Source organism: Methylobacterium isbiliense (assembly GCF_022179325.1).
GTDB lineage: Bacteria > Pseudomonadota > Alphaproteobacteria > Rhizobiales > Beijerinckiaceae > Methylobacterium > Methylobacterium isbiliense.
The window spans coordinates 13,285-25,632 of the sequence record NZ_BPQQ01000075.1 but is presented as its reverse complement, the minus strand read 5'-3'; the positions used below and the strand labels follow the sequence as shown (position 1 = coordinate 25,632).

Here is a 12,348-nt window from a genome sequence, read left to right as displayed (position 1 = left end):
TCAGGTCCGGACCCGCGCGAGGAGCCGGACGAGCCCGGCATCGATCGCCTCGGTGTCGGGCACCGTCCGCGCGTAGAGGTCGCGGGTGAGCGCCCGGCCCGGCCCGGCGGTGAAGAAGTCGGTGGCAAGGAGCCGGTCGAGGGCGGCGGCCCGGTCGGCGCCCTCGGCGCCCAGGGTGCGGGCGAGGCGCGCGACGAGGCGCGCCTGCGCGAGGAGCCGGGCGGCCGGGTCGAGCCCGCGGGAGGCGGCGAGGTCGGCGAGCGCGGCGCGGCGCACCGAGACGCGGCGGCGCGCGAGCCAGCCGCGCAGGAGGAGGGTCACGGCGGCGAGCAGCAGGCCGAGGCCGATCGCCGCCAGCACGTCGAGGCGCAGGCCGCCGGGATCGGGCGGCGGGTGCAGGCCGCGCAGATCCGCGAGCGCCGCCTGCGCGGCCGGCGTGAGCGCGCCCTCACAGCACGGCATCGAGCCGCTCCATCAGGGGTGCGAAGGATTCGGGACCGCCCTCGCTGTCGAGGCGCACCCCTTCCAGCCCCACCCGTGCCCAGCGGGCGAGGCGAACGTCGCCGGGCGGCCGGCGGCCCACCTGCGCGGTGCCGCGCCGGCCCTCCGGCGTCGCGAAGGGATAGAGGCCGGGGGGCGGCTCGCGCTCGAAGGCGTCGCTGACCAGGACGAGGCTCAGGGACACCCGCTCGGCGAGCGCCGTCAGCGCCGCCTCGAAGCCCTCGCCCGGCTGGTCGAGGGCGCTCGCGATCACGAGGTGGCCGCCGGCCGGCAGCAGCGTCTGGGCGCGTTCCAGCGCCGGGGTGAGGGGCGGATCGGGCTGGAGCGGAGCCGCGAGGGCGAGCGCGTGGGCGCGGGCGAGCGCGCCGGCCATCGCTCCCATGCCGCGCCCGCCGCCCGTGGGCCGCAGCGCGACCGGCTCCGGGGCGCAGGAGGCCACCACGAGGCCGATGCGGCCCCCGTCGCCGACGATGCGCCAGCCGAGCAGCGCCAGCCCCTCGGCGGCGGCGACCGAGCGCAGCGCCCGGCGGGTGCCGACCAGCATCGAGGGCCGGAAATCCGCCAGCAGCACCACGGCGCGGTCGCGCTCCTCGTGGTGGGTGCGCACGTGCAGCGTGCCGGTGCGGGCGGTGGCGTTGCGGTCGATGTGGCGCACGTCGTCGCCCTCGGCCCAGGGCCGCACGTCGTCGGGCTCCGAGCCGCGCCCGCGCCGCCGCGTGACGATGCCGCCGGGCAGGCCGACGAAGCTGCGCGACGCGAGCCCCGCCCCCCGCCGGGCGAGGTGGCGCAGGCCCATCAGGGCTCCTGCCTCCAGGGCGACGCCGGGGGCGGCGAGGGGATCACCCTCGGGGAGGTCGGGCAGGAGCCCGGATGGAGCGGGGCGTGCCACGGCGCGGCTCAGAGCGGCCGGACCCGCTCGAGCAGGCCGGCCACGAGGTGGCGCGCGGTCCGCCCCTCGGCCGCGGCCCGCCACGTGACGGCGAGACGGTGCGAGAGCGCGTCCGCCGCGAGCGCGGTCACGTCCTCCGGCACCACGTGGTCGCGCCCGTGCAGGTAGGCCCGGGCCTTGCCGGCCAGCATCAGGGCCAGCGTGCCGCGCGGCGAGACCGGGTGCTCGATCGCGGCACGCAGATCCGGCGCCGTGGTGTCGTTGCGGGTGCCCGCCACGAGCCGCACGAGGTAATCCTTGAGGGCCGGGGAGACGTAGGTCCTGAGGGCCGCGGCGCGGGCCGCCCGCAGATCCTCGGCGGTGAGCCGCAGCGGCATCGGGGCGGCCTCCTCGTTCATCTCGCCCTCCACGAGGTCGAGGATGCGCCGCTCGGACGCCTCGTCGGGCATCTCCACCACGACGTGGAGCAGGAAGCGGTCGAGCTGCGCCTCCGGCAGCGGGTAGGTGCCCGCGTGCTCGATCGGGTTCTGGGTCGCCACCACCATGAAGGGGTCGGGCAGGGGGTGCGTGGTGCCGGCGATGGTCACCTGATGCTCGGCCATGGCTTCGAGCAGGGCCGACTGCACCTTCGGCGGCGCGCGGTTGATCTCGTCCACGAGCACCAGCGAGTGGAAGAGCGGGCCGGCCAGGAACTCGAACCGGCCGCCATCCGGCCGCCAGACCGTGGTGCCGGTGAGGTCGGCGGGCATCAGGTCGGGGGTGCACTGCACGCGCGCGAAGCCCGTGTGGAGCCCCTCCGCGAGCCGCTTCACCGCCCGGGTCTTGGCGAGTCCCGGTGCTCCCTCGATCAGCAGGTGGCCGCCGGTCAGCAGGCCGATGAGCAGCCGCTCCACGAGACCGGAACAGCCGATCAGCCCCTCGGCGAGCCCGTCGCGCAGCCGCAGCACCCGGGCGCGCAGGGCGTCGTCGGACGGCCCCGCACCCGTCGGCGGTTCTGCGAGATCCGCGGTTCTCATCACGCCCGGACTCTCGGCTTCGTCTGCACCGCGCACCACACCATCGTCGGCGTCTCCTCGGGCGGGGCTTCTGGTGTGTCCCGCTCGCAGGCGATGTGGCCGCAGCTTGAATCGAGCGTCAATCCCGACAGGGGTCCAACGGGAGAAGCGCCCGAGCAGCACCCTCTCCCGGATGGGAGAGGGGCAGGGGATCGAAGATCCCGCATGGGCCCTCGCCCGCGTGAGGATGTGACGCTTCAGTGTGAAGAGGCGAGCGTAGTGAGGGGAGCGGGACGGGTCCGATTCAGCCGAAAGCCTCGGTGCTGGCAGCGGGCCTCGTCGAGTCTGCTTGCGGCAGCGTCCCACCCTCACCCCTGCCCCTCTCCCACCCGGGAGAGGGGAGTCCGCGCATCACCTTGCTGCGGTCATAAGATATTGAGAGATCGGCAATTCTTGTGGTCACGACGATGCTTCGCGCACTGACGGGCCTGCTGCCGGCGGGATCGTCCAGTGCCCTCAAGCGCTAGATCTGTGCACGGCTATAGGATTTTGATTTGCCAGCTTATTAATGCCTTCACCTCACCGACGATGTTCCTCGATCGCCGTCGCCTCACCATCAGGGCGCCTCGCCGACGCAGGCCCGTCAGGACGCCGGTATGACGAGCCCGGACGGCGCGACGCGTGCGGCCGGCCGGCGGCGCGCGGTCAGCCGCCGCAGGCCGCCCGGCAGCCGCCTGTAGAGCCGCTTGGCCACACCGCGCAGGGTGACGAGCGCGAAAGCGGCGGCCCGGCCGCGGGCCGTCAGCACCAGGACGCGGCCGCGCACCGGCATCCGCCCGGTGGCCCAGCGGGTCTTGTAGGTGTCGTCGGGCGGCAGGAAGTCGTAGAGGGCGGCCCCCTGGCCGGACAGGTGATGCAGCAGGGCCGCCGTCATGGCATGGCCGGGGGCGTAGCGGGCATAGGCCGGATCGAAGCTGCCCACCAGCGAGCGGTAGACCGGCCCGGCCGACAGGCCGAGATCGTACGCGATCGCCCGCGGGCCGACCCGCAGGCGGTGCACGGCGAGATCGCCCGCCGCCGCGGCCTCCTCCAGGAAGGGCGCCACCACCGGATGGGACAACCCTGCACTCACGAGCCCGCGCTGGGCCAGCCATGCCGCCTTGAGACCGAGCGCGGCGCGGACCGCGTCGCGGGCCGCGGCACCGGCCGGCACCGCTTCCACCTGCGGCGGTCCGTCGTCGGCGAAGTCCCGGGCCAGCAGGCGCAGGCGACGCCGCCGCGACTTGGTGCAGGGCGGGTCGCGCCGCGGCAGCGGCACCTGCGGCGCCATCGCGGCCGCGCCGGCCGGCACCCCGGGGGCCGCCCCGCTCCGCGCCAGCACGCCGTCGTCGCGCAGCCGCCCGAGATGGACGAGATCGACGTCGTCCCAGCCCCGCATGACGGCGGCGGCCCGGGCGATCCACACCTCGCGCTGGGGGCCCGGTTCGGCCAGCACGTCACCGTAGGGGGTGATCGGCTCGCCGATCCAGCGGGCGATCCGGGCGCCGAAGCGACGCTCGACCATCAGGGGCCACAGCATCACCAGACGGCCGGCCACGCGCAGCGCGATCACGCGCGGTGTCGCCGCATGGCCCCGCTGCCGGCAGGCCGCGACCCATGTCCGGCACCACGCGTAGGATTGGAAACCCGTCGCCTCGGGCGTGCGCGCTTGGAGCGCGCGCCAGTCCTGCGCGCAGGCGTCGATCGCCTCGAGACTGTCGAGGATCGCGATCTCGGGCATCGCCCCGGCGGCCATCGGCCTCAAGCCCCGCCTAGACCGCGCGCGCGCCGGGCGCGGTGTCGCGGATCCCCTCGGCCGCGGCGGGATCGACCCGGAAGCTCGACCGCGCCGGGTGCGGAGGGGTCGAGGCGAGGAGCTTGTGCAGGCCCGCGAGCGCGAGCTTGGCCCAGGCGCCGGGTCCGAGGGAGGCCTGCGAGAGGACGGCGTCGCGCCCGGTCGCACGGCGGATCAGCCCGTTCGCGTAGTTCACCGCGTAGGCCGCGCGCAGGGCATCGGTCCAGTGTTCCAGCGTGAAGGAGACGCTGAGGCCGCCGCCGTTCACGACCCGGTGCGGGGCGTTCAGCGGCCACGTCGCTATCGTGCCGGGCGCGAGGTCGAGGCAGGCGGCATGGTCGTCGAAGCCGTCCTCGTAGGCGAGCGCGGTGTCGGCGGCCCGCTTCAGGATGATGTCCTCCAGCGCCGCCTGAGGCAGGAAGGGCGGGCGGGGCGGATAGATCCAGACCCGCTTCTCGCCCCGCACCTGCCACAGGCTCTGGCCCGGTACGTCGACATGGTAGGCGACGTTCATGCCGGGCGAGGAGACGAGCACGCTCATGGAGTGCCGGTAGGTGCGCAAGCCCGGCAGCCGCCGCTCCCACTCGGCGAAGATGTCCGCCATCAGGGCGCGATAGCGCGCATCGGTCTCGTGGACCCGCCGCAGATGCACCCAGATGAACCCGCGGCGCACCGCGTCGAGAACCGCCCGGCCGCCCAGGGATCCGAGGTCGCCCTCCCGCCAGGAAGCCGGATCGCGCGCGGTACGGTGCATGGTGCCGACCTGGACGCGGTCGCGCGGGGTCGCGTCGATGAGCTGCTCCAGGGCGTCGTCGTCGAACAGGGGCGAACCCGAGAGGCTATGGCCGAGCCGCAGGGGCCGGGATCCGAACGCAGTCCTCTCCTCCTCCGTCCAGTCGGCGAGAACGCCAGCCATGCCCCGATCCTCCTGCCCCGATCGTCTGCCGGAGGGTAGGAGGACGGACGCGCCTCATCCAGGGCCGACCTTCGGCAGCCCCCATGATGATGCCCGTAACCTTTACTGTCGCTTGGGGTGGAGTGCGGACGGGCCTCAGGCGCAGCGCGCCGCGGGCTCGGATCCGGCGGCCCCCGGGCCCGGCCGCTGCGCCAGCAGGCGCCGGATGCGGCCGGCGACGTGGACGGGCTCGTAGGGCTTGCCCAGGAGCGGCCCGGTCTCGCACAGATCCGCGGCGATCTCGGCGGAGCGGGCCGCGCCGGAGGTGAGGATCACCGGGATGCCCGGATGATGGGTGCGCACCCACCGGGCGAGGCCGAACCCGTCCATCGAGCCCTTGGGCATCTCGACGTCGGAGAAGACCACATCGATGTGCAGGCCCGGGGTGTTGAGGATCGTCACCGCCTCGTCGGCCTGCGAGGCCTCGTGCACCCGGTAGCCGCAGTCGCGCAGGTAATCGGCGATGACGAGGCGGATCAGCACCTCGTCCTCGACGATGAGGATCGTGCGGTCGGCGGCGTCGGGCGAGGGCGTGCTCATGCGGCAGGCCAACCGCCCGGCGCGGCCGAGGTTCCGCGCGATCCGGCGGGCGAGCCGCCGTCCCGTGCCGCCGCGGCCTTCGCCAGGGCCTCCTGACGGCGGCCGAGCCAGAGGGCGTTGAGGAGCCACACGACGGAGAGCGGCACCGCGAGGACCGGCAACGCCGTGGGACCGAGGCCGAGGAATCCGGCGAGCGCATAGGACCACGCGCCCACCTGATCGCCGAGGCGGTACATCACCGTGTCGATGAAGCTCTTGGCCTTGTAGCGGTCCTCCCGCGCCAGCACCGTGAACAGCACCTCGCGCACGGGCCGCGCGATGGCGAAGTTGCCGGCCCGGCGCAGCACCCCGAACACCACCACGGCCGCGATGGTCGGCGTGGCCGCGAGCAGCCCGAAGCCGAGCACGCTCACGAGCGGCAGGATCGCCAGGGTGAGGCCGACGCCGAGCACGCGCACGATCCGCCCGGTGAGGAAGAGCTGCACCCCGAGCGTCAGCACGTTCACGGCGAGGTCGACGCTGGCGAAGAACGCCGTCTGGGCGCCCCGGTCGGGGAAGCTGCGCTTGGCGATCGCCGCCTGCTCGAAATACAGGAAGGTCGAGGTGATGGAGAACAGCACCAGGAACAGGCTGATGGCGAGGAGGTAGGGCGACCTCAGGGTGTGGGTGATGCCCGCCACCACGCTGCCGCCGATCGCCTGCGTGCTCGCCCCCGGCTCGCGCCGCAGCGCGTCCGAGAGCCGGGCCAGCCCGCGCATGCTGAACACCGCGACCTCCAAGAGGAGGGCCGCCGCGACGAGGAGCACACCGGTGGCCACGTCCCGCGCCAGCACCGCCGTGAAGGCCGAGCCGGTGATGGCGCCGAGCGTCGCGCCCGCCGCGATGAAGCCGAACAGCCGCTTGCCCTGCTCGGTGTCGAACACGTCGACGATGGTGGCCCAGAAGATCGAGACCACGAACAGGTTGAAGATCGAGAGCCAGACGAAGAAGGCCCGGCCGATCCACACCGTCTGCTCGCCGTCCGAGAGCGCGATGGCGCCCGCGAACAGCAGGATGTTGGCCGAGAAGAAGCGGTAGGTGAGGGGTACGAAGCGGGCCCGCGGCAGGGTGCGCACCAGCCAGCCGAACGGCAGGTTGATGAGGAGCATGCCGACGAGCGTCGCGGTGAACAGCCAGGGCAGGTTCTCCAGCCCGCCCGCGAGCCCCATCTGGTCGCGGATCGGCCGCATCACGTAGTACGACGACAGGATCGAGAAGATGTAGAGCCAGGACCAGCCGAGCGCCGGCACCTCCTCGGGCCGCACGTCGATCAGGCGCCGCAGCCAGTCCGGGACCCGCAGCCCGGCGCCCCGCGCGGCCGGAATGGCCTCACTCTCGCTCATCCGCCACTCCTCGCGCTCCGCGGCCGGACCCGTGCCACGGGCCTTCCGCGGTGCGTGCTTGGCGGAGGCGCGCGTCGCCCGCAAGACGCACGGCCCGGCCTGCCGATCACCGTGCCGCGACCGCTACTCGACGAAGACCTCGTCGCGGCTGCGGCGGATCGACGGCAGCAGGGCGACGACGAGCAGCACCACCGCGACGAGCAGCAGGCCCGCCGAGATCGGCCGGTCGATGAAGGTGCTCATCTCCCCGCGCGAGATGATGAGCGCCCGGCGCAGGTTCTCCTCCATCAGCTTGCCGAGCACGAAGCCGAGCAGGAGCGGCGCGGGCTCGAAGTCGAGCCGGATCAGCACGTAGCCCACCGCGCCGAACAGGCCGATGAACAGGATGTCGGTCGGCAGCGAGTTGATGGAGTAGATTCCGACGCAGCACAGGAGCAGGATCGCCGGGAACATCAGCCGGTAGGGCACCTTCAGGAGGCGCACCCAGAGCCCGATCAGCGGCAGGTTGATGATGAGCAGCATGACGTTGCCGACCCACATCGAGGCGATCATGCCCCAGAACAGGCCGGCGTTCTTGGTCATCACCTGCGGCCCCGGGACGATGCCGTGGATCGTCATGGCGCCCACCATCAGCGCCATCACGGCGTTCGGCGGGATGCCGAGGGTGAGGAGGGGGATGAACGAGGTCTGCGCCCCGGCGTTGTTGGCGCTCTCCGGCCCGGCCACGCCCTCGATGGCGCCGCTGCCGAAGCGGGAGGGATCGCGCGCGAGCCGCTTCTCCAGCGTGTAGGAGGCGAAGGGGCCGAGCACGGCGCCGTTGCCCGGCAGGATGCCGAGCACCGCGCCGATCGCGGTGCCGCGCAGGATCGGCAGGCCCGACTGGCGCAGGTCGTCGCGGCCCGGGAGCAGCCGCCCGATCGCCTGCCGGACCACGTCGCGGGCCTCGGTGTGGTCGAGGTTGCGCAGGATCTCGGCGATGCCGAACAGGCCCATCGCCAGCACCGGGAAGTCGATCCCGTCGGAGAGGAACGGCAGTCCGAAGGTCATGCGCTCCTGGCCGGTCTCCAGGTCGGCCCCGACCGTCGAGAGCAGGACGCCGAGCAGGATCATCGCCACGGCCTTGAGGATCGAGCCGCGGGCGAGCACGACCGCGAAGACGAGCCCCATGACCATGAGCGAGAAGTACTCCGCCGGCCCGAACACCAGGGCGAGGCGGGTGAGCGGCGCGCCCAAAGCCGCGATCATTACGGTAGCGACGCAGCCCGCCACGAAGGAGCCGATCGCCGCGATGCCGAGCGCCACTCCGGCGCGGCCCTGGCGGGCCATCTGGTGGCCGTCGAGCGTGGTGACGACGGAGGTCGCCTCGCCCGGGATGTTGACGAGGATCGCCGTGGTCGAGCCGCCGTACTGCGCCCCGTAATAGATGCCCGCCAGCATGATGAGCGCGCCGGTGGGATCGAACTTGAAGGTGATGGGCAGGAGCATCGCGATCGTCGCGACCGGCCCGACCCCGGGCAGAACCCCGATCAGGGTGCCGACGAGGCAGCCGATGAAGCAGAGCACGACGTTCATCGGCAGCGGCACGGGGCCGAGGCCGGGCAGCTCCACGGGCACGACCTGCAGGACGGTGCCGAAGCCCAGCGCGAGATTGCCGAGGAGATCACCCATCAGGCGCCCCCGGCGACGTCGGGCTGGGCCACGGGCCGGCGCGGCCCGACGAGCAGCAGCGCGAGGGCGGCCCCGCCCAGGAGCCCGGCGGTGGCCCGCAGGCGCCCGTCCTGCGACCAGCCGGTCGGGAACAGGGCCGCATAGGCCTCCGGGAACATCGGGATCGGCAGGTTGAGGAGATCGCCGAACAGCAGCATGGCGAAGGCGGTGAGGCCGAACCCGAGGGCCAGCAATTCGCGCAGCCGCGCCTCCGCCGTGGCGTAGCCGCCGATCAGCACGGTGAGCGGGCCGGCGCCGAGCAGGCCGAGCCCGGGCGTGGTGATCCCGCCGAGCGCGAAGGGCCGGATGGTGAGCGCGAAGGCGGCGATCGCCAGCAGGATCACCACGGGGCCGCGCAGGGAGAAGCGTTCCAGCGGGTGGCCGGGCCGCACGAGGCCGGCGCCCACGAGGGCGAGGCCGCACAGGCCGAGCCCGACCGCCAGCGCGCGCGGCACCATGCCCGGCCCCATGCTGCGCAGGGTGCCCTGGCTCAGGTCGGCGGTGAGATAGAGCGCGAGCGCCGCGAGCCCGACGAGGATCAGGCCGCCCACGAGGCTGCGCGGACCGCGGATCGGCCCGCGCGCATGAGTGTCGGAACTGGCCGGAATGGCGCGTCCTCCCTGGCTGTCGGGCCGATGGTTCCGGATCCCGCCTTGCCGACGTTGTGCACGATGCTTCGGCGGCCGATCAAGCGGTTCGGCCGTCTTCGTCTCGCCATGCCCCTGGGTTTCTGCCTAAGATGCGTCACCGGTAACGGGCCACGGACACGATGGCCGGCCGAGGGAGGAGACCTGCATGACGTCCGGACTGTCACGACGTTCGCTGCTCGGCGCCGCGGCGCTCGCGCCCCTGGCGAGCCCCGGCCTGCTCGCCCAGCAGGGCTACCCGACGCGGCCGATCCGCTGGGTGGTCGGCTATCCGCCGGGCGGCACCACCGACGTCCTGGCCCGCCTCATCGCCGAGCCGCTCAGCCGCCGCCTCGGCCAGCAGGTCTACATCGAGAACCGGCCCGGGGCCGGCAACAACATCGGCACCGACGCCGTGGTGAAGGCCGATCCCGACGGCTACACGATCCTGCTCGTCAACCCGGCGAACGGCATCAACGCGACGCTCTACAAGAAGCTGAACTTCAATTTCGTCGATGACATCGCCCCGGTGGCGGGCATCACGCGCTCGCCCAACATCATGGAGGTGACGCCGAGCCTGCCGGTGAAGACGGTCGCGGAGTTCATCGCCTACTGCAAGGCCAATCCCGGCAAGGTGAACATGGCCTCCTCGGGCCTCGGCACCTCGGTGCACATGTCCGGGGAGCTGTTCAAGAAGATGACCGGGGTCGACATGGTGCACGTGCCCTACCGCGGGGCGGGCCCGGCGCTGACCGACATGCTCTCGGGGCAGGCCCACGTGCTGTTCGACAACCTGCCCTCCTCGATCGAGCACGTCCGCGCGGGGGGCCTGCGGGCGCTGGCCGTCACCACGGCCGAGCGCTCCCCGGCGCTTCCAGACGTGCCGACCGTCGCCGAGACCGTGCCGGGCTACGAGGCGAGCGCGTGGTTCGGGGTCGGCGCGCCCAAGCGCACCCCGCCCGAGCTGATCGCGCGCCTGAACCGGGAGATCAACGAGGTTCTGACCGATCAGGAGACGGCCAGGAAACTCGCCAACCTCGGCGGCACGCCGCTGCGCCTCACGCCCGAGGCGTTCGGCAAGGTCATCGTCGACGAGACCGAGAAGTGGAAGAAGGTGGTCGAGTTCTCGGGCGCGAAGCTGGATTGACCGACCCCGTCACGGCGCCAGCCCGAAGGCCTTGCGCGCCTCGGGCGCCGTGACGTCGAGGCCGAAGCCGGGGCTGCCCATGGCGAAGCGGCGCGCCGCGTCGAGCGGCCCGACCACGACCGGATCGAAGCCGGCGTCGCGCACCAGCCCCTCCGCCACCGCGACCGCCCCGGGATCGTCGCCCGCGAGCGGCACCGCCATGCGGGCGCCCTCGCGGTGGGCGTTCTTCTGGAAGACCCGGTAATTGGCCGCGTTGAACACCCGCACGAGGCGCGCCCCGGGCAGGTACTTGGCCGAGACCGCGCCGATGCCGGCGGCCTCCGCCTCCGCCGCGAGGTCGCCGTCGCGGGCCTTCGTGGCGTTGCCGGCATCGAGCACGATCTTCCCCTTGAGCGCGGCCGCGTGCTCGCGTCCGATCTCCGGATAGGCCCTGTAGGGCACCGCGATCAGCACCGCCTCGCCGAAGGCCAGCGCCTCGGCGACGCTGCCGGCCCTGGCGAGAGGCCCCAGCCCCGCGACGAGCCCGGCGAGTTCCTCCGGATGGCGGGACGCGAACAGCACCGGATGCCCGGCCTTCACCCACAGCCCCCCGATGGTGCTGCCGATGTTGCCCGCGCCGATCACCCCGACCGGGATCCTGTCGGAGGGTTGGGCGCGGGCGGGCAGCGCGAGCGCGGCGCCGGCCGCCAGCAGGGTGCGGCGGGTGAGATCAGAGGCCATCGATCCACTCCTCCATCTTGCGGCGCTGCGCGGCGTCGGGCAGGCGCCCGCGGGCGGCCCCGAGGTTGTCCTCGACGTAGCGGCGCTGGGCCATGCCGGGGACCGGGCAGGTCACGGCCTCGTGCGAGAGGACGTATTTCAGGAAGAATTGCGGCCAGGTCGCGCAGTCGAACTCCGCCGCGAAGGGGGGCAGCTCCTTGCCCTTCACGAGGTTGAACAGGCGCTCGCGCCCGAACGGCACGTTGACCATCACGGCCGTGCCGCGGTCGCGCGCGAGCGGCAGGATGCGGGCGGCGGCCTCGCGGGCGTCGATGGCGTAGTTCACCTGGATCACGTCGAGGCGCTCGCGCCGCATCAGGGCTTCGAGGTCGCCGTACTGGCGCTCGACCCAGGTGGTGGCGCCGAGGTAGCGGATGCGCCCGGCCTCCTTCAGCGCCTTGAGCTCGGCGAGCTGCGTGTCCGTGTCGATGAGGTTGTGGACCGCGATCAGGTCGATGAGGTCGGTGCGCAGGCGGCGGAAGGACTGCGCGATCTGCGCCTGACCGGCCTCCCGCCCCTGCGCCGCCACCTTGGTGCAGAGGAAGGCCCGCTGGCGCAGGTCGCCCTCGGCCATGATCGCGCCCATCACCTCCTCGGCGCGGCCGTAATCGGGCGCGGTGTCGATGACCCGCCCGCCGAGATCGAGGAAACGCACCACCGCCTCGCGCAAGGGGGGAAATCCCTCCGATCCGGGCTCGACGTTGTAGCGGCGCGAGGTGCCGATCCCGATCACCGGCACCGGCTCGCCCGAGGAGGGGATCGGGCGCCGCAGCAGGTCCGACGCCTGGGGGCTCTGGGCTTGAGCGCTCTGGGCTTGGGCGCGGCCGGCCAGGGGAAGGAGCGACGCGGCCGTCGCTCCGGCCAGGACGGCGCGGCGGGTCAAACTCATCGGCGGTCTCCTCCCGGTTTCATGCGGCAGGACCGATCTAGGGCAGCCCCCGGCCGCGAAACGGCGCATCGCGGACAAATCTGCTTGAGGCGCTATCTCGCTCGCATAAATCGTGGCGCGACCG

12 protein-coding genes are annotated in these 12,348 nt (G+C 73.1%); 1 reads left to right on the top strand and 11 read right to left on the bottom strand.

What is annotated here, in order from left to right:
• From MFF61_RS26985 to MFF61_RS26945, 9 genes are all read right to left on the bottom strand, one after another.
• Window positions 1-462 carry a DUF4381 family protein gene (locus MFF61_RS26985; RefSeq protein ID WP_238240786.1) on the bottom strand — a complete coding sequence of 154 codons (462 nt, stop codon included), beginning with the start codon at window positions 460-462 and terminating at the stop codon, window positions 1-3.
• Window positions 449-1,297, bottom strand: coding sequence for a DUF58 domain-containing protein (locus MFF61_RS26980; RefSeq protein ID WP_238240820.1), 849 nt, complete (start codon window positions 1,295-1,297; stop codon window positions 449-451). The genes MFF61_RS26985 and MFF61_RS26980 overlap by 14 nt, the downstream gene beginning before the upstream one ends.
• Window positions 1,298-1,398: 101 nt before the next feature.
• On the bottom strand, window positions 1,399-2,406 hold the full coding sequence (locus MFF61_RS26975; protein ID WP_238240785.1) for an AAA family ATPase: 1,008 nt from the start codon (window positions 2,404-2,406) through the stop codon (window positions 1,399-1,401).
• Between the two features lie 622 nt (window positions 2,407-3,028).
• The gene (locus tag MFF61_RS26970; protein WP_238240784.1) at window positions 3,029-4,180 is read right to left on the bottom strand and encodes a GNAT family N-acetyltransferase; all 1,152 of its coding nucleotides are present in this window, start codon (window positions 4,178-4,180) and stop codon (window positions 3,029-3,031) included.
• Between the two features lie 16 nt (window positions 4,181-4,196).
• Complete coding sequence (locus tag MFF61_RS26965; RefSeq protein WP_238240783.1) at window positions 4,197-5,135, bottom strand: hypothetical protein; 939 nt, start codon at window positions 5,133-5,135, stop codon at window positions 4,197-4,199.
• 135 nt (window positions 5,136-5,270) lie between these two features.
• Window positions 5,271-5,714, bottom strand: coding sequence for a response regulator (locus tag MFF61_RS26960; protein ID WP_238240782.1), 444 nt, complete (start codon window positions 5,712-5,714; stop codon window positions 5,271-5,273).
• Window positions 5,711-7,096: an NTP/NDP exchange transporter gene (locus MFF61_RS26955; protein ID WP_238240781.1), complete on the bottom strand. Its 1,386-nt coding sequence runs from the start codon at window positions 7,094-7,096 to the stop codon at window positions 5,711-5,713. Before MFF61_RS26955 ends, MFF61_RS26960 begins: the two co-directional genes overlap by 4 nt.
• Window positions 7,097-7,219: 123 nt before the next feature.
• Window positions 7,220-8,764: a tripartite tricarboxylate transporter permease gene (locus MFF61_RS26950; protein WP_238240780.1), complete on the bottom strand. Its 1,545-nt coding sequence runs from the start codon at window positions 8,762-8,764 to the stop codon at window positions 7,220-7,222.
• Window positions 8,764-9,354 (bottom strand): tripartite tricarboxylate transporter TctB family protein, encoded by a 591-nt coding sequence (locus MFF61_RS26945; RefSeq protein ID WP_238240779.1) that lies wholly within the window; start codon window positions 9,352-9,354, stop codon window positions 8,764-8,766. Before MFF61_RS26945 ends, MFF61_RS26950 begins: the two co-directional genes overlap by 1 nt.
• 244 nt (window positions 9,355-9,598) lie before the next feature.
• Between MFF61_RS26945 and MFF61_RS26940 the strand changes: the two genes are divergently transcribed.
• The gene (locus MFF61_RS26940; protein ID WP_238240778.1) at window positions 9,599-10,576 is read left to right on the top strand and encodes a Bug family tripartite tricarboxylate transporter substrate binding protein; all 978 of its coding nucleotides are present in this window, start codon (window positions 9,599-9,601) and stop codon (window positions 10,574-10,576) included.
• Between the two features lie 9 nt (window positions 10,577-10,585).
• On the opposite strand, the gene MFF61_RS26935 is transcribed toward MFF61_RS26940, so the two are convergent.
• Window positions 10,586-11,296 (bottom strand): NADPH-dependent F420 reductase, encoded by a 711-nt coding sequence (locus MFF61_RS26935; RefSeq protein ID WP_238240777.1) that lies wholly within the window; start codon window positions 11,294-11,296, stop codon window positions 10,586-10,588.
• Window positions 11,286-12,224: an aldo/keto reductase gene (locus MFF61_RS26930; RefSeq protein ID WP_238240776.1), complete on the bottom strand. Its 939-nt coding sequence runs from the start codon at window positions 12,222-12,224 to the stop codon at window positions 11,286-11,288. Before MFF61_RS26930 ends, MFF61_RS26935 begins: the two co-directional genes overlap by 11 nt.
• Between the last annotated feature and the right edge of the window lie 124 nt (window positions 12,225-12,348).

Coding starts and splice junctions, on each gene's coding strand:
- MFF61_RS26985 (WP_238240786.1), bottom strand. CDS start 462: ATGCCGTGCTGTGAGGGCGCGCTCACGCCGGCCGCGCAGGCGGCGCTC.
- MFF61_RS26980 (WP_238240820.1), bottom strand. CDS start 1,297: ATGGGCCTGCGCCACCTCGCCCGGCGGGGGGCGGGGCTCGCGTCGCGC.
- MFF61_RS26975 (WP_238240785.1), bottom strand. CDS start 2,406: ATGAGAACCGCGGATCTCGCAGAACCGCCGACGGGTGCGGGGCCGTCC.
- MFF61_RS26970 (WP_238240784.1), bottom strand. CDS start 4,180: ATGGCCGCCGGGGCGATGCCCGAGATCGCGATCCTCGACAGTCTCGAG.
- MFF61_RS26965 (WP_238240783.1), bottom strand. CDS start 5,135: ATGGCTGGCGTTCTCGCCGACTGGACGGAGGAGGAGAGGACTGCGTTC.
- MFF61_RS26960 (WP_238240782.1), bottom strand. CDS start 5,714: ATGAGCACGCCCTCGCCCGACGCCGCCGACCGCACGATCCTCATCGTC.
- MFF61_RS26955 (WP_238240781.1), bottom strand. CDS start 7,096: ATGAGCGAGAGTGAGGCCATTCCGGCCGCGCGGGGCGCCGGGCTGCGG.
- MFF61_RS26950 (WP_238240780.1), bottom strand. CDS start 8,764: ATGGGTGATCTCCTCGGCAATCTCGCGCTGGGCTTCGGCACCGTCCTG.
- MFF61_RS26940 (WP_238240778.1), top strand. CDS start 9,599: ATGACGTCCGGACTGTCACGACGTTCGCTGCTCGGCGCCGCGGCGCTC.
- MFF61_RS26935 (WP_238240777.1), bottom strand. CDS start 11,296: ATGGCCTCTGATCTCACCCGCCGCACCCTGCTGGCGGCCGGCGCCGCG.
- MFF61_RS26930 (WP_238240776.1), bottom strand. CDS start 12,224: ATGAGTTTGACCCGCCGCGCCGTCCTGGCCGGAGCGACGGCCGCGTCG.